This window comes from Amycolatopsis sp. cg9 (assembly GCF_041346945.1).
Classification (GTDB): domain Bacteria; phylum Actinomycetota; class Actinomycetes; order Mycobacteriales; family Pseudonocardiaceae; genus Amycolatopsis.
This window is the reverse complement of sequence record NZ_CP166850.1, coordinates 1910509-1925999: the sequence shown is the minus strand read 5'-3', so window position 1 is coordinate 1925999 and position 15491 is coordinate 1910509. Positions and strand designations below refer to the sequence as shown.

15 protein-coding genes are annotated in these 15491 nt (G+C 72.5%); 14 read left to right on the top strand and 1 reads right to left on the bottom strand.

Going from position 1 to position 15491, the window contains the following annotated elements:
• Window positions 1-97 precede the first annotated feature (97 nt).
• The 12 genes from AB5J73_RS08855 (at window position 98) to folK (ending at window position 11255) form a co-directional block, all read left to right on the top strand.
• Window positions 98-1108 (top strand): zinc-dependent metalloprotease, encoded by a 1011-nt coding sequence (locus tag AB5J73_RS08855; RefSeq protein ID WP_370973018.1) that lies wholly within the window; start codon window positions 98-100, stop codon window positions 1106-1108.
• Window positions 1105-2064, top strand: a complete 960-nt coding sequence (tilS, locus tag AB5J73_RS08850; RefSeq protein ID WP_370969220.1) for a tRNA lysidine(34) synthetase TilS — start codon at window positions 1105-1107, stop codon at window positions 2062-2064. Before AB5J73_RS08855 ends, tilS begins: the two co-directional genes overlap by 4 nt.
• Before the next feature lie 3 nt (window positions 2065-2067).
• Window positions 2068-2619 (top strand): hypoxanthine phosphoribosyltransferase, encoded by a 552-nt coding sequence (gene hpt, locus AB5J73_RS08845; RefSeq protein WP_033261644.1) that lies wholly within the window; start codon window positions 2068-2070, stop codon window positions 2617-2619.
• Between the two features lie 144 nt (window positions 2620-2763).
• Complete coding sequence (locus tag AB5J73_RS08840; protein WP_247017425.1) at window positions 2764-3129, top strand: hypothetical protein; 366 nt, start codon at window positions 2764-2766, stop codon at window positions 3127-3129.
• A 22-nt stretch (window positions 3130-3151) separates the two neighbouring features.
• Window positions 3152-4546: a hypothetical protein gene (locus AB5J73_RS08835; RefSeq protein WP_370969219.1), complete on the top strand. Its 1395-nt coding sequence runs from the start codon at window positions 3152-3154 to the stop codon at window positions 4544-4546.
• 60 nt (window positions 4547-4606) lie between these two features.
• Window positions 4607-5395 (top strand): ESX secretion-associated protein EspG, encoded by a 789-nt coding sequence (locus AB5J73_RS08830; protein WP_370969218.1) that lies wholly within the window; start codon window positions 4607-4609, stop codon window positions 5393-5395.
• Window positions 5396-5530: 135 nt separating this feature from the next.
• Window positions 5531-6358, top strand: a complete 828-nt coding sequence (locus tag AB5J73_RS08825; RefSeq protein WP_370969217.1) for an ESX secretion-associated protein EspG — start codon at window positions 5531-5533, stop codon at window positions 6356-6358.
• A 202-nt stretch (window positions 6359-6560) separates the two neighbouring features.
• On the top strand, window positions 6561-8990 hold the full coding sequence (ftsH, locus tag AB5J73_RS08820; RefSeq protein WP_370969216.1) for an ATP-dependent zinc metalloprotease FtsH: 2430 nt from the start codon (window positions 6561-6563) through the stop codon (window positions 8988-8990).
• Complete coding sequence (gene folE, locus AB5J73_RS08815; protein WP_370969215.1) at window positions 8956-9573, top strand: GTP cyclohydrolase I FolE; 618 nt, start codon at window positions 8956-8958, stop codon at window positions 9571-9573. The genes ftsH and folE overlap by 35 nt, the downstream gene beginning before the upstream one ends.
• Before the next feature lie 35 nt (window positions 9574-9608).
• A complete protein-coding gene (gene folP / locus AB5J73_RS08810; protein WP_370973015.1) occupies window positions 9609-10415 on the top strand; it encodes a dihydropteroate synthase in 807 nt (268 codons plus the stop codon).
• Window positions 10408-10767, top strand: coding sequence for a dihydroneopterin aldolase (gene folB / locus AB5J73_RS08805; RefSeq protein WP_370969214.1), 360 nt, complete (start codon window positions 10408-10410; stop codon window positions 10765-10767). Before folP ends, folB begins: the two co-directional genes overlap by 8 nt.
• Complete coding sequence (gene folK, locus AB5J73_RS08800) at window positions 10764-11255, top strand: 2-amino-4-hydroxy-6-hydroxymethyldihydropteridine diphosphokinase (protein ID WP_370969213.1); 492 nt, start codon at window positions 10764-10766, stop codon at window positions 11253-11255. The genes folB and folK overlap by 4 nt, the downstream gene beginning before the upstream one ends.
• 266 nt (window positions 11256-11521) lie before the next feature.
• On the opposite strand, the gene AB5J73_RS08795 is transcribed toward folK, so the two are convergent.
• Window positions 11522-12457 (bottom strand): MerR family transcriptional regulator, encoded by a 936-nt coding sequence (locus AB5J73_RS08795; RefSeq protein WP_370969212.1) that lies wholly within the window; start codon window positions 12455-12457, stop codon window positions 11522-11524.
• 61 nt (window positions 12458-12518) lie between these two features.
• On the opposite strand from AB5J73_RS08795, the gene AB5J73_RS08790 reads away from it, so the two are divergent.
• Both AB5J73_RS08790 and AB5J73_RS08785 read left to right on the top strand, forming a co-directional pair.
• The gene (locus AB5J73_RS08790; protein WP_370969211.1) at window positions 12519-12980 is read left to right on the top strand and encodes a DUF3180 domain-containing protein; all 462 of its coding nucleotides are present in this window, start codon (window positions 12519-12521) and stop codon (window positions 12978-12980) included.
• Window positions 12981-13049: 69 nt separating this feature from the next.
• The gene (locus AB5J73_RS08785; RefSeq protein ID WP_370969210.1) at window positions 13050-15212 is read left to right on the top strand and encodes a DUF6779 domain-containing protein; all 2163 of its coding nucleotides are present in this window, start codon (window positions 13050-13052) and stop codon (window positions 15210-15212) included.
• Window positions 15213-15491: the final 279 nt, after the last annotated feature.

Here is a 15491-nt window from a genome sequence, read left to right as displayed (position 1 = left end):
TACCTCTCCGTGTGCGAACCGTACGAAGATCGTGGCCGGAAACCCGCACCGGGCAGGTAGCGTCGGAAGGGTGAGTCAGGAAACCGAGACCCGGCCCATGGTCGACTGGGCGATCGCCGCGCAGACCGGCGCGTTGCTCGTGCGCGGCGGTCCGCAGGTCCCGCGCGAAGAGGCCGAAGCAGCCGTCACCGACCTGCGCGAGCTGACCGTCGAGGCCGAGGGGCACGTCCGGCAGCTGACGAACCTCGGGCTCGACCTGCCGCTGCTGCCCGGCGAGGTCGTCGACCGGCCCGGCTGGGTGCGGTCCGCGGCCGCCGGGCTGGGCGCGCTCACCGGGCGGGCGCTGCCGCAGCAGGGCGGGGCGCTCGGGCCGATCCTCGCCGGGGGCGCCGGCGTCCAGACCGGGCTCGTCCTCGCGTTCCTCGCCAGCCGCGTGCTGGGCCAGTACGACCCCTTCGGCGGCCCGGAGCGGGAAGGCCAGCTGCTGCTCGTCGCGCCGAACGTCGTCGCCGCCGAACAGGCTATGAACGTGCCGGGCCACGACTTCCGGCTGTGGGTCTGCCTGCACGAATGCACCCACCGGCTGCAGTTCACCGCGGTCCGGTGGCTGCGCGAATACTTCGCCGACGAGGTCGAGCGGCTCGTCTCCGGCCTGGCCGGCGGTGGCAGCGACAGCCTGTCCGACCTGTTCGGCAGGCTGCCCGAGGCGATCAAGCAGGGGCCGAAGCTGAACATCGCGGAGCTGCTCCAGTCGCCGAAGGAACGCGCGGTGTTCGACCGGCTGCTGGCGCTCTCGACGCTGCTCGAAGGCCACGCCGACTACGTCATGGACGCCGTCGGGCCGCAGGTCGTCCCGAGCGTCGACACGATCCGCGCGCGGTTCACCGCCCGGCGCAAGGGTGGTGGCGTCTTCGACCGGCTGCTGCGCGCGCTGCTCGGTGTGGACGCGAAGATCCGTCAATACGAAGAAGGCGCGAAGTTCACCAAGCACGTCGTCGACGCCGTCGGCATGGACGGCTTCAACGCCGTCTGGCGGTCGCCGAACACCCTGCCGTCGCGCGCCGAGATCGCCGATCCGGCGGCGTGGGTCCGGCGCCTGCACGGATGACCGGGCCGGCGGTCGCGGCCGTCCGCCGGGCCGTCCGCGCCTTCCTGGACACCGTCGGGGCGCCGGCCGAAATCTGCGTCGCGGTCTCCGGCGGCGCCGACTCCCTCGCGCTCGCCGAGGCCGCCGCGTACGCCGGGCACCGCGGCGGGCACCTCGTCCGCGCGCTCGTCGTCGACCACGGCCTGCAGGACGGCTCGGCGAAGATCGCGCGGGACGCGGCCGCCGCGGCGAAGGCGCTCGGGGCCGACGAAGCCGAGGTGCGCCGGGTCGACGTCACCGGAGCCGGCGGGCCGGAAGCCGCCGCCCGCAAGGCCCGCTACCGGGCGCTGGCCGGGCACGGGCTCGTGCTGCTCGGGCACACCCTCGACGACCAGGCCGAAACCGTCCTGCTCGGCCTCGGCCGCGGCTCTGGCCCGCGCAGCGTCGCCGGGATGCGGCCGCACGACCCGCCGTGGGGACGGCCGCTGCTCGCCGTCGCGCGCGCCACCACCCGGGCCGCCTGCGCCGAGCTCGGCGTCGAGCCGTGGGACGACCCGCACAACGCCGAACCGCGCTTCACGCGCGTCCGGCTGCGCACCGAAGTGCTGCCGCTCCTGGAGGACGTCCTCAACGGCGGGGTCGCGGGCGCGCTCGCCCGGACGGCCGCGCAGCTGCGTGAAGACAATGAGGCGCTGGACACAATGGCGGACATGATCTTCACCCGCGCGGGCGGCTCCGAAGGGCTGGATATCGGAGTCCTCGCGGGCGAGCCCGCGGCACTGCGCCGGCGGGTTCTTCGCAGGTGGTTGCTGCAATCGGGTGTGCGCGAGCTCACCGACGCGCACCTGCGCGCGGTCGACGCGCTGGTCGCCCGGTGGCGTGGTCAGGGTGGTGTCTGGTTGCCCGGCAACTTGGAGGCGAGCCGGGCGCATGGCAGGCTCTGCCTCACCTCCCAACCCACCACACGAGGGGAATGACCTGTGTACGAGGGCGAAATCGCCTCCGTGCTCGTCACCGAGCAGCAGATCAAGGACAAGATCGCGGAACTGTCGGAGCAGATCGCCGCCGACTATCCGGCCAACGGGCAGGGCGAACTCCTGCTGGTGGGCGTCCTGAAGGGCGCGGTCATGTTCATGACCGACTTCGCCCGCGCGCTGCCGCTGCCGACGCAGCTGGAATTCATGGCCGTCTCCTCGTACGGCTCGGCGACGTCGTCGTCCGGTGTCGTGCGGATCCTCAAGGACCTCGACCGCGACATCGCGGGCCGGGACGTCCTGATCGTCGAGGACATCGTCGACTCGGGCCTCACGCTGTCGTGGCTGCTGAAGAACCTCGCCAGCCGCAACCCGGCGTCGCTCGAGGTCGTTTCGCTGCTGCGGAAGCCGGAAGCGGTGAAGGTGGACGTGCCGGTGAAGTACATCGGCTTCGACATCCCGAACGAGTTCGTCGTCGGCTACGGCCTCGACTACGCCGAGCGCTACCGGGACCTGCCGTACATCGGGACGCTGGACCCGAAGGTGTACACGGCGTAGTTCACCGACCGTTCACCGCAACTACCGGATTTGCGGAACCCGGGCGCGCCCGTTCGCGTCATACGCTCTGATCACGTGCGTTAACCTATGCGAAGACCATTCGTGCCCGCGGTGACCGGGTCGGGGGAACGGGAGAGAGCTCAGATGGGGAACAGCAGCGCTGCCGACGCGAACGCCTTCAAGGCCGCGGCCGCGGCGGGCCAGGTCGGGATCGACCCGGACGCCGCGCAGACCGTGCTGAACAAGATCCGCACGGGCAAGGACGCCGTCGAAGCGCTGCTCAGCGGCGCGGGCACGCTCGCCCAGCCGCCGAAGCTCGGCGACAACCCGGTCGGCAACGCGATGGCCGCGAAGTTCGTCCAGCGCGCCGACGGCGGCGGCGACTCCTACGCGGCCGCGCTGCAAAACCTGCTCGACCAGTACTCGGCGGCGGAGGAGGGCATCGTCACGGCGATGTCCCGGTACCACGAGATCGACAACGCCGCCGCCGAACCGTTCCGCAACGCCTGAGTCCTGAGGGGATTTCGCAGTCATGGCTCCGAACCACAGCGACCAGCCGTCAACGGCCACCGACCCGGGCTCGCTGGTCCCGCTCGGTGACAACTCGTCGTCGCAGAACATCGTCGCCAACGCCCGCGGCAGCGCCGGCGGCTTCGACATGGGCAGCGACCGCGCGATCGCCAACCCGCCGAATTGGAACGCGCAGGCCAGCCAGCAGCTCTACAACGGCGCGGTCAACAACAACGACCCCGGCACGGCCGAGGCGACCGGGCACGCCTGGGCGCACCACGGCTCCGAGCTGAAGCAGGCGTCCGACCACCTGTACAACGCGATCTCCGAGCTGGGCAACGCGTGGGTCGGCCAGGGCGCCGCGGGTGCGCAGGGCGCGCTGGTGGCCATCGCCAACTCGGGCTCGCAGGCCTCCGACGCCGCGCACACGATGTCCGACCGGCTCGCCCGGCAGGCCGCGGCGGCCGCCGAGGTCAAGAAGATGCCGGCCCCGAAGGACTACGACCCGAAGCAGGCCATGGCGGCCGCGCTGGCGGGCGGCCCGGCGGCGCTGATCGCCGACCAGAAGGCGCAGGCGGACGCGGCCAACGACGTCAAGGCGCAGCAGGTCGCGTTCTTCAACGCCTACACGAAGGCGATGAGCGAGGTCGACAGCTCGACCCCGAGCTTCGGCCCGGAGTCGCTCGGCATGAAGCCGACGGGCTCGCACAACTCCATCTCGTTCAACTCGGTCAACTCCGTCGGCAGCACCGGCCCGGTCCAGGGGCTCCCCGGCGGCGCGGGCGACGCGATCTTCGCCTCCAGCGGCTCCGGTTTCGGCAGCGGCGGCGCGTTCGGCGCGCAGCACGCGGCCGGCGTGACCGGGGCGAGCCACGGCGTGCCCGGCGGTTTCGGGGCCGACGCGGCTTCGCTCGGCAGCGACGCGCCCGGCGGTTCGGTCGCGGGCACCGGTACCGGCTCCGTGACCGGGGCCGGCCAGGTCGCCCCGGGCGGCACGGCGGCCGGTGGCAGCAGCCCGCTGAGCAAGATCGGCATGGGACTCGGCATCGGCGGCGTCGCCGGTGGCCTCGGCGCGCTGGCGTCGCGGGCGCTCGGCGCGGGCAGCAAGTCCGGCTCGAAGGCCGAGAACGACACGACCCTGGCTTCGGCCGAGGGCCAGAGCGCCGCTTCGCAGCAGGCGCCGCAGCAGGGCGTCGTCTCGTCCGCCGGCACCATCGGCGGGCAGCAGGCCCCGCCGCCGATGAACCCGGGCGGCATGGGCGGCATGGCCCCGCACGGTGCCCAGGGCGAGCAGGACGAGGAGCACACGCACGCGTCCTTCCTCATCGAGGCGGACCCGGACGAGGCCTTCGGCGCGAACCAGGCGACCCCGCCGCCGGTCATCGGCGCGTGGTCCGGGGACGACGAAGACCGCTGATCCTTTCGGGCCGGGCACGCCGACGGTGTGCCCGGCCCGGTTTCTCTTGGGGGTGGCTCGATGCCGAACGCTGAGCTGCTCACCCCGGCCGAGGTGGACTTCCTGTGGGAGTCCGCCGGGCTGGGCGAGCTGCCGTACCCACTGCGCGTCCGCTCGCACGGCGAAACCGTGGACGAGCGGGAAGCGCTGCGCCGCCGCACGTTGGAGGGCCTCGTCGCGCGCGGGCTCGCCGACGGCCGCGGGCGGCCCGAACCGCACGTCGAGGACTACTTCGGCGTGCTCGCGGGCGCCGAGCTGAGCCTGGACGCCGTCCAGCTGATCGCCCCGGAGGCCGAGCCGCTGCTCGCGATCGCCGGCGTACTGGGCGGCCAGGGGCTCTTGGCCGTGCAGGACCGCCGCGGCCTGCACCTGAATCCGTGTCCGGCGGACGGGCTGGCCAGCGCGATCGTCTCGCTGCTGCCGGGCGCCCCGCGCGGCACCGAAAAGTCGATCACGGTCCCGCTGGAGCAGCTGGTCGGCGCGCACGGCGTCGATTTCCTGCAGCGGCGGGGCAACGGCGACGAGCGTTCGTCGGCGGACGAGGACCGCAAGGCGCTGGCCCGGCTGCACGCCCAGCCGCGCCTGCGGGGCGGCCAGATCGCGGCCAACGCCCGCTCCCGGGTGGGCGGCCGGACCAGGACCCCGGTGCTGAGCTGGTTCGACACCGAGACGGGCCGCTACTTCACCCAGGCGACGCAGGGCCGCGACGGCCGCGACTGGATCACGATCGCCCCGGCGGACGCGGCGACGCTGCGCCACCGCCTCGGCGAGATGCTGGCGACGGCGGCGAGCTCGACCGCGCCGGTCTGATCCGCCCCTGATGGCTTTCCGGGCCGTCAGCTCTGCCAAGATCGGACTCGGGCTTCTCCTGGCGGGCCCCGGCCGACGATCACTTTTTGTCGGTGGTGCGGGCTACGCTGAGCAAGAGTCCGATCCGGGAGAGTAATGATGCAAGAGTTCTTCTCGCCACTGGCGTTCGACTTCCTCTGGGAGTCGGCGCAGGTCGGGGAGCTGCCGTACCCGCTGCTCGTCCGGTCGCACGGCGCGACCGAGGACGAGCGCGTTTCGCTGCGCCACCGCGTCGACGTCGAGCTGAAGGCGCGCGGCGTCCGCGATCAGCGCGGCAGGCCGGCGCCCCCGATCGAAGACGCGCTGCACCTGCTGGCCTTCGCCCCGCTGACCATCGACGCGCTGCACATCCCGCAGTTCGAGGCGCCGACCATCGGCGTGCTCGCGGCGGCCGACGACACCAAGGGCGTGCTCGCGGTGCAGGACGCCGACGGCATCTGGCTGCGGGACGTCCCACCGGACGCGCTGGTCTCCGCGGTCGTCGACGTGCTGCCCGCCGGGCCGCGCGGCAGCGAGGCGTCGGTCACACTCCCGCTGGACGACGCCCTGCGCACGGCGCCGATCCGGGTGCCCGTGTCGCTGCCGTCGGGGCCGGGTGAGGAAGAAGACAAGCGCCGGGGCAAGGCGCGCCGGACCCCGCTGAGCGAGCGCGTCACGGTCGATCCGCGGGAGGCCTACGGGCGGCTCGCGGGGCAGCCGCGGCAGCGCGGCGGTCAGCTGGCAGCGAACAGCCGGTCGCAGGTCGGGGCCAAGCAGCGATCCCGCGTCCTGGCCTGGTTCGACACCGCCACCGGCCGCTACCTGAGCGTCTCCCGCGCAGGTACGGACGGTCGTGAGTGGGTCACGGTGGCCCCGGCCGACCCGGCGACGTTGCGGACGCGGCTGGGCGAGATGGTGAGCAGTGTGTCGGACGAAACGCGATAGCGTGACCACCGTGGACGCCGGCCGGGAACCCGGGCGCGGTATCGCCCGTTGACCTGCGAGAGGCTCACAGGGGATGAACGCGGCAGCGGACGGTACCCTGATGGGACGGGTGTCCAGGCACCGCGGGTTGTCAAGATCGTGATGGCGGGTATCACATGAGCCGCCCAACCAGGGAGGGTCGAGGCCACCAGGGCCGAGTCGTATGAACCGGAAGAGCGTGCTCAGGAACCCACTGCTGTGGATCGTCGCGGGGTTGCTGGCGTTGTTCGCGTACAACACGATCTTCGACAGTGATCGTGGGTACACCCAGGCACCCATCTCGGTGGCGAACTCCCAGATCTCCTCGAACAACGTCAAGGAAGCCAGCCTCGAGGACAAGGAACAGCAGCTCAAGCTGCTGCTTTCGAAGCCGGTGGACGTGGACGGCCAGCAGGTCACCCAGATCATTTCGCAGTACCCGGCGGACGCCACCCGCCCGATCTACGACTCGTTGATCGCGGCGAAGACCGGCGGCCAGCCGATCAAGTTCACCACCAAGGTGACCCAGCAGGGCGTGCTGACGCAGATCCTCATCTTCGCCATCCCGCTCGCCCTCGTGCTGGGCCTGCTGATGTGGATGATGAACAACGCCCAGGGCGGCGGGAACCGCGTCCTCAACTTCGGCAAGTCCAAGGCCAAGCAGCTGAACAAGGACATGCCCAAGACGACCTTCGGGGACGTCGCGGGTGCCGACGAGGCCGTCGAAGAGCTGTACGAGATCAAGGACTTCCTGCAGAACCCGGCGCGCTACCAGGCGCTCGGCGCGAAGATCCCGAAGGGCGTGCTGCTCTACGGGCCGCCCGGTACCGGCAAGACGCTGCTCGCGCGAGCCGTCGCCGGCGAGGCGGGCGTGCCGTTCTACACGATCTCCGGCTCGGACTTCGTCGAGATGTTCGTCGGTGTCGGTGCGTCCCGTGTGCGTGACCTGTTCGAGCAGGCCAAGCAGAACGCGCCGTGCATCATCTTCGTCGACGAGATCGACGCGGTCGGCCGCCAGCGCGGCGCCGGCCTCGGCGGTGGCCACGACGAGCGCGAGCAGACGCTGAACCAGCTGCTCGTCGAGATGGACGGCTTCGACGCCCGCGGCGGCATCATCCTGATCGCGGCCACCAACCGGCCCGACATCCTCGACCCGGCGCTGCTGCGCCCCGGCCGGTTCGACCGGCAGATCCCGGTGTCGGCGCCCGACCTGCGCGGCCGCAAGGCGATCCTCGAGGTGCACGCCAAGGGCAAGCCGATCGCGCAGGGCACCGACCTTGGCAGCCTGGCCAAGCGGACCGTCGGCATGTCCGGCGCGGACCTGGCCAACGTGCTCAACGAGGCGGCGCTCCTCACCGCCCGCCAGAACGGGCACGTGATCACCGACGTGGCGCTGGAGGAGTCGGTCGACCGCGTCGTCGGCGGCCCCGCCCGCAAGAGCCGGATCATCTCCGAGAAGGAGAAGAAGATCACGGCCTACCACGAGGGCGGGCACGCGCTCGCCGCGTGGGCGATGCCGGACATCGAACCGGTCTACAAGCTGACCATCCTGCCGCGCGGCCGCACCGGCGGGCACGCCTTGATCGTCCCGGAGGACGACAAGGAGTTGATGACCCGCTCGGAGATGATCGGCCGGCTGGTCTTCGCGATGGGTGGCCGCACGGCGGAGGAGCTCGTCTTCCACGAGCCCACCACCGGCGCGTCCGCGGACATCGAGCAGGCGACGAAGATCGCCCGCGCGATGGTGATGGAGTACGGCATGAGTGCCCGCCTGGGCGCGGTCAAGTACGGCCAGGAGCAGGGCGACCCGTTCCTCGGCCGGTCGGCCGGGCGGCAGGCGGACTACTCGCTCGAGGTGGCGCACGAGATCGACGAGGAGGTGCGCAAGCTCATCGAGACGGCGCACACCGAGGCGTGGCACGTGCTGAACACCTACCGCGACGTCCTCGACGAGCTGGTCATCGAGCTCCTGGAGAAGGAGACGCTGCAGCGCAAGGACCTCGAGCGGATCTTCGCGACCGTCGAGAAGCGCCCGCACATCACCGTCTTCAACGAGTTCGGCGAGCGCACGCCGTCGGACAAGCCGCCGATCAAGACCCCGGGCGAGCTGGCGATGGAGCGCGGCGAGCCGTGGCCCCCGCCGGAAAAGGAGCCGAAGCCGGCCCTCAAGCCGGAGCCGACCCCGGTCGGTACGGCGCAGGGCGCGGGCGACCTGCCCGGTGGCCCGCCGTACCCGTCCCCGACGCCGGCGGACCCGAACGCCAACCCGTACGCCCCGCCGCAGCCGGGCGCCTACCCGAACGGCGGCCGTCCCTACGGCGGCCCGAACGGTGGTCCCAACGGCACGGCGCACTGGCCGCAGTCCTACGGCGGCGGCCAGCAGCCCGGCGGCTACCCGGGCGGCCCGGCCGGCGGCCAGAGCGGCCCGCCGAACTACGGTGCCCCTCCGGGCTGGACCCCCGCGACCTCCCCCGGCGGTCAGCCGGGCCAGTCGTGGCGGCCCGGTGGTGAAGAACGCCCTCGTGAGCACGGCTGGTTCGCCGACCAAGCCGGCAACCAGCAGAGCGAGGGGGAGCGTCGTGACGTGGACGGCCCGGACAACAAGCCCCAGTGACGCCGACCGCCCGGTCTTCGACCAGGACCGGGCGGAGAAGGCGATCCGCGAGCTCCTCCTGGCGTGCGGCGAAGACCCGGAGCGGGACGGTCTGAAAGAGACCCCCGCCCGGGTGGCCCGCGCGTACCACGAGATGTTCGCCGGCTTGTACACCGAGCCCGACTCGGTGCTGGACCGCACGTTCGACGAGTCCCACGAAGAGCTGGTGCTGGTCACGGACATCCCGATGTTCAGCCAGTGCGAACACCACCTGGTCCCCTTCCACGGCGTCGCGCACGTCGGGTACATCCCGAACGCCGCCGGGAAGGTGACCGGGCTGTCGAAGCTGGCCCGGCTCGTCGACCTCTACGCCAAGCGTCCCCAGGTGCAGGAGCGCCTGACGTCGCAGGTCGCCGACGCGCTGGTGCGGAAGCTGGATCCGCGCGGGGTGATCGTCGTGATCGAAGCCGAGCACCTCTGCATGGCCATGCGCGGCATCCGCAAGCCCGGCGCGCGCACCACCACTTCGGCGGTGCGCGGGCAGCTGAAGGACTCACCGTCGTCGCGGGCGGAGGCGCTCGACCTGATCAAGGCGCGCCGGTGAGCGTGGGGCTTCCCGCTCCCGGCCGGTGCGTCGTGATGGGCGTGCTGAACGTGACGCCCGATTCCTTTTCGGACGGTGGCCGCTACCTCGGGCTCGACCAGGCACTGGAGCACGCGCGCGAGATGTGGGCGCGCGGCGCCGACCTGATCGACGTCGGCGGCGAGTCGACGCGGCCGGGTGCGGCCCGGGTGGACGCCGAGACCGAGCTGGGCCGGATCCTGCCGGTGATCCGGACGCTCGCCGGCGAAGGCGTGGCGCTGTCGGTCGACACCACGCGCGCGGCCGTCGCCGCCGCGGCGCTCGAAGCCGGCGCGCACGTGATCAACGACGTCTCGGGTGGCCTGGCCGATCCGGACATGGCGCGGGTCGCGGCCGAAACCGGTGTGCCGTGGGTGCTGATGCACTGGCGCGGGCACAGCAAGGACATGCAGGCGCTGGCGTCCTACCAGGACGTCGTCGCCGATGTCCGGTCCGAGCTGCTGTCCAGGGTGGACGAAGCACTCTCGGCCGGTGTGGCCGAGAGCGCGATCGTGCTGGACCCCGGGCTCGGGTTCGCGAAGGACGCCGAGCACGACTGGGCGTTGCTGCGCGGGCTGGACTCGTTGCTGTCCCTGGGTTTCCCGGTGCTCGTCGGCGCCTCGCGCAAGCGGTTTCTGGGTCGCCTGCTGTCCGAAAAGGACGGCACACCCCGCCCGCCGGACGGCCGCGAAGACGCGACGGCGGCGATTTCCGCCCTCGCCGCCGCGGCCGGCGCGTGGGGCGTGCGGGTGCACGAGGTCGGAGCGTCGCTGGACGCGGTCGCGGTGGCCGCGGCGTGGTGGAAGGGTTCACCGGATGTCTGACCGGATCACGCTGACCGGCCTGCGCGTGTTCGGCCGCCACGGCGTGTTCGAGCACGAAAAGCGCGACGGCCAGGAGTTCGTCATCGACGTCACGGCGTGGCTCGACCTCGGGCCGGCCGCCGCGTCGGACGACCTGACCAAGACCCTGCACTACGGCGAGCTGGCCGAGCTGGCGGCGGGCATCGTCGCGGGCGAACCGTACGACCTCATCGAGAGCGTCGCGGGCAAGATCGCCGACGAGGTCATGCGCGACGAGCGCCTGAGCGCGATCGAGGTGACGGTCCACAAGCCGTCGGCCCCGATCCCGCTGACGTTCGACGACGTCGCGGTGACGGTCCGGCGCGACCGGTGAGCCGCGCGGTCCTTTCCCTCGGCTCGAACCTGGGCGACCGGCTGGGCTACCTGAAGCTGGCCCTGGCCGCGGTCCGCCCGGCGCTGGTCGCGGTGTCGAGCGTGTACGAGACCAAGGCCTGGGGCGTCGAAGACCAGCCGGACTTCCTGAACGCGGTCTGCGTGGTCGACGACCCGGCCCGCGACCACTGGGCGTGGCTGCGCACGGGCCAGGCGGCCGAGCAGGCGGCCGCCCGGACCCGCGAGCTCCGCTGGGGCCCGCGCACCCTGGACGTCGACGTGGTCACGGTGGACGGCGTGACGTCCGACGACCCCGAGCTGCTCCTCCCGCACCCGGGAACCCCGGACCGGGCCAGCGTGCTGGTGCCGTGGGCGGAGATCGACCCGGCAGCGGTCCTGCCGGGCCACGGCCCGATCGCAACCCTGCTGGCGGCCCGCCCGGCGGAGGAGCTGGCGACGGTCCGCCGGACGAACCTCGATCTCAGCTGAGCCACCGGCGGCTTGCGCTCGGCCCGCGAGTTCGGCTGAGCCAGCCGACCGGTGCCTGGCCGGCGGCTCGGTGATGGAGTCAGCTGGGGCGGCGTTCGGCATCGCGACCGCCCGCTCTCGACCTCGGCTGAGCCACCCGACCGAAGCCGCTCGAGCCGCCCGGCGGCATGCGTCAGCGAATTCGGCCGGCCAAGTCAACCCCCGCCGGGCCACCGATCGCCGAGCAGCACTCCCCGGTCGGTGACAGGAACGGCGTCTTGCCGAGGTCACCCACGCAACGCGGCGACCATGAACCGGACCGCGGGCTGGGCCGTCGGGACCGGTGGCCAGCCGTTGATCGTCGCCAGCAGTTGCCAGTAGCGCTCGGCGCGGGGGTCGCCGCTCGTCTCGAAGCGGTCCGCCATCTTCGCGCGGAACTCCGGCGATGCCGGGTCCTGGTCCGGGCGGGCCGTCGCCGCCGCGATCTCGGCCGCAAGCGTTTGCCCTGCCTCCGACGTGGGCGGATCGCCCGCCGTCACCGCCGCTTCCGCGCGGGACAGCCAGCCCGGCCAGTTCTGCTGCCACGCGTCCGACGGCTGCTGGAACTCGCCCGCCTTGATCTGCTGCGACTGCTGCTCGCTCATGCCGCGGATCAGTGCCCGGAACGACGGGTCCCGCACCAGCTCGGCGAACTCGATCCACGCTTCCAGCTGCTCCGGCGTCGGGTCGTCCGGCAACTCCGGCTTGCCCGCGCGCATCCGCTCGTAGAACTCCTGGTTCACCTCGAGCCCGGCGACCATCTCGTCCCAGAACTCGTCCACCAGCCGCTTGCGCTCTTCGTCCGACATCGACGCGAGACGGTTCATCAGGTTCACTTCCTCCAACTCGGAATTGCGCTTCGCCACCGCGCGCAGCACCGCCCGGCGCAGCCGCAGCCGCCGGATCTGCTCGTCCAGGGCCTCGACGTGCCGATTCGCCAGCTCGCCGACCGTCGTCGGCTCCGCCAGCGCGGCGGAGACGTCGGCCAGGCCCAGACCCAGCTCCCGCAGCGTGCGGACCAGCTCCAGGCGGGCCATCGCCGCCGCGTCGTAGAGGCGGTAGCCGGCGTCCGTCCGCTCGGTCGGCGGCAACAGGCCTTCGTCCGAGTAGAAGCGGATGGTCTTGACCGGCAGGCCGGTCCGCCGGGCCAGCTCGCCGATGGTGAATGTCGCGGTGGTGCCCACTAGACGCATGGTGAACTCTCCAGTCGGGGGAGAGTCAAGCCTCTCACGGTACGGTTGAGGCATGCACTTCACTCGGCCCCGTGACCTGGTCGTCGCCGGGCTGCTCGGCCTGGCGATCGGCTACCTGCTGTTCCAGATCGCCTACGGCTCGCTGCCCCAGCTGCCGCTGCTCGCCGGCGTCACCCTCGCCGTCCTCGCGGTGATCGAGGCCGTGCTCGCGTTCTCCATCCGCTCGCGGATCAAGAACGGCCGCGTCGTTGCCGCGATCGGGATCGCCCGATCGGTGGCCCTGGCGAAGGCGTCGTCACTCGCCGGAGCGTTCATGGCGGGCGCCTGGCTGGCCGCGCTGGCCTACCTTTTCCCGCGACGTGACGAACTCGTCGCCGCGGTGCTCGACACCCGGGCGGCGGTCGTCGGCGCCGGATCCGCCGCGGCCCTGGTAGCAGCGGGTTTGTGGCTCGAACACTGCTGCCGGACCCCGCGCGACCAAGATCGTGAGCACACCCGCGGGACGACCGGTTAGCGCTGGAATCCCACCGCTCGCTGGACCGAGTAGGTCTCGTTCGGATTACGAGCAGGTACGGTGTCAGTCATGACCGGCGTGGGTGACGACTCGCGCGGCCGCCTCTTGGGCAGGCCGTGGCTAGTCGTCGGATTCGTCCTCGCCATCGGAGCCACCCTCGCACTGGTGCTCAGCGACGATCTCCGCTATCTCCGGCTGGGGATCGTCGCCGCCCTCTGGGCTGCCCTGATCGGCGCTTTCCTCGCCGTGAAGTACCGCAAGCACGCGGCACAGAGCGAGGACGCGGTCGCCGAGGCGCAGGCTGTGTACGAGTTGGAGCTGGAACGCGAGATCGCGGCCCGGCGTGAGTACGAGCTGGAGATGGAGGCGGACAACCGCAGTGCCGCCGACTCCCGCGGGCGCGAGGAGCTGGAGGCGCTGCGCGCCGAGGTGTCCGCGCTGCGGGACAGCCTTCAGTCGCTGTTCGGCGGCGAGGTGCTGCTCGAACGCGTCGCGCTGACCGCGCAGGCGACCCGGATGCGCAAGCTGTCCGACGAGAACCGCATGGTCACCGACGGCACGCCGAAGAAGAAGCCCGCTCAGCTGATGGCCGCGAAGAAGCCGGTGCCCGAGGCGGGCGAGCGGCCGACCGAGCTGATCGACCGCGTCCTCGACGAGCGCCGCCGCAAGGCGTCGAACGGCAAGCCCGCGAACGGCAAGGGCCTCGGCAAGGGCTTCGGCGGCAAGGCCGTCCCGAAGGCCCCGGCGAACGTCTCGGTGCAGAGCACCCAGCAGATGGCCCGGCCGAAGCCGCTGAGCGACCGCCGTCCGCCGGTGCCGGCGGTCGACCCGGCGCTGAACGCCGCGCAGCGCGAGCTGAAGGCCGCCGAACTGCGGGCCGAGGCGGCGCGCCGCCAAGCGGAGTCGCAGCCGATGCGGCTGCCGAAGCCGGAAGAGGTCGCGAAGCAGCCCGAACGCCGTCCGGAAGCCGCCGCCGAGCCGACGCGCCAGGTGCCGCGGCCCGAGCCCAAGACCGAGATCCGGCGTGCCCCGGAGCCGAAGACGGAGATCCGCCGTCCCGAGCCACCGCCCGCGCGCCGCGCGGAGCTGTCGCGCCCGGCGATGCGGCCCGCCGAGGTGTCCCGGTCGGACATCCCGCGGGTCGAGATGTCGCGGCCGGACATTCCCCGGGTGGAGATGTCGCGGCCGGACATTCCCCGGGTGGAGATGTCCCGGCCGGACATTCCCCGGGTGGAGATGTCGCGACCGGACATTCCTCGGGTGGAGATGTCCCGTCCGGACATTCCTCGGGTGGAGATGTCGCGGCCGGACCTGCCGCGCGTCGGCCCGAAGCCGAACGGCGCCCGTCCCGAGCCGCGCAAGGCGCCCGAGCCGCCGCGTGCGACGCCGGGGCGTCCGGCGGCCAGCCCGCCGCCGCCGAAGCCGTCGGAAATGTCGCGGTCGGACATCCGGCCGGTCAAGGACCTCAGCGCGGCCTTCCAGAACCGCGACGACTTCGCCGAGCGGCAGCGCCCGAACCGGCCGAAGCCGCCGGAGCCGAAGCCGGCCCCGCCGATGCCGCGGGACGCCACGGCGTCGCGCAACGACATCCCGCCGGTCGTCCCGCCTACGACGCCGGTGCCGAGCAACAGCCCGTCGCCGCGGCAGCCGTCGCGCACGGACCTGCCGCCGGTGGTCCCGCCGACCACGCCGGTCCCGGCCGCCGACGGCCGCCGTCCGTCGCGGCTGGAGCAGTTCTCGCGGGCGGACATGTCGCCGATCCTCGACGAGCCGTCGTCCCGGCACAGCGGTTCGCACCGCGCGCCGGCGGCGGCCGCCCAGGGCGAGGCGCCGATGGCGAACCCGACGCTCCCGGAGTCGGTCCGCAACTTCCAGGGCCGCTCCGGTGGCCGCCGCCGCAAGCCGGACGAGTCGCAGCAGATGCCCCCGGTCCCCGCGCCGGAGCCCACGGGAGGCGGCCGCCGCCGTCGCCCGGACGGCGAGCCCCCGGCGTGGGAGGGCATGATCGCCGAGCGCGCTTCGATGTCCCGGCGCAACATGGCCCCGGTCGACCCGGCGGACGTCGAGCAGAACGGCAACGGTCACAACGGCAACGGCCACAACGGCCACCGTTCGGCGGAGCCGCCCCCGGGCAGCGGATCGCACACCGCGGGCCGCTCGGTGAGCGAACTCCTGGCGGCGAACGGCGGAACCGGCTCCACCCCCCGCCGCCGCCGACGCGCGGAGGACTGAGCCCCCCCGGCCCGGCAACCTTCGCCGGGCAGCCACCCGCACTCCCGCGGCAGGGCGCCCCCGCCCGCGAGTAGCGCCGAGGGCCGCCCTCCGCCGGCCGGGACCCGCCCCGACCCCAAGCGCCCCAATGTGGCGTTGGGTGCGCTGAACGCACCGAACGCCACATTGGGTGCGGTGGACGCACTGAACGCCACATTGGGTGCGGTGGATGCACCGAACGCCGCGTTGGGTGCGGTGGATGCACCCAACGCCACATTGGGGTGCTTGGCGACACCCCTG

Excerpts from the sequence above, each read along its gene's own strand:
- AB5J73_RS08855 (WP_370973018.1), top strand. The coding sequence starts at position 98 with ATGGTCGACTGGGCGATCGCCGCGCAGACCGGCGCGTTGCTCGTGCGC.
- tilS (WP_370969220.1), top strand. The coding sequence starts at position 1,105 with ATGACCGGGCCGGCGGTCGCGGCCGTCCGCCGGGCCGTCCGCGCCTTC.
- AB5J73_RS08840 (WP_247017425.1), top strand. The coding sequence starts at position 2,764 with ATGGGGAACAGCAGCGCTGCCGACGCGAACGCCTTCAAGGCCGCGGCC.
- AB5J73_RS08835 (WP_370969219.1), top strand. The coding sequence starts at position 3,152 with ATGGCTCCGAACCACAGCGACCAGCCGTCAACGGCCACCGACCCGGGC.
- AB5J73_RS08830 (WP_370969218.1), top strand. The coding sequence starts at position 4,607 with ATGCCGAACGCTGAGCTGCTCACCCCGGCCGAGGTGGACTTCCTGTGG.
- AB5J73_RS08825 (WP_370969217.1), top strand. The coding sequence starts at position 5,531 with ATGATGCAAGAGTTCTTCTCGCCACTGGCGTTCGACTTCCTCTGGGAG.
- ftsH (WP_370969216.1), top strand. The coding sequence starts at position 6,561 with ATGAACCGGAAGAGCGTGCTCAGGAACCCACTGCTGTGGATCGTCGCG.
- folP (WP_370973015.1), top strand. The coding sequence starts at position 9,609 with ATGGGCGTGCTGAACGTGACGCCCGATTCCTTTTCGGACGGTGGCCGC.
- folB (WP_370969214.1), top strand. The coding sequence starts at position 10,408 with ATGTCTGACCGGATCACGCTGACCGGCCTGCGCGTGTTCGGCCGCCAC.
- AB5J73_RS08790 (WP_370969211.1), top strand. The coding sequence starts at position 12,519 with ATGCACTTCACTCGGCCCCGTGACCTGGTCGTCGCCGGGCTGCTCGGC.
- AB5J73_RS08785 (WP_370969210.1), top strand. The coding sequence starts at position 13,050 with ATGACCGGCGTGGGTGACGACTCGCGCGGCCGCCTCTTGGGCAGGCCG.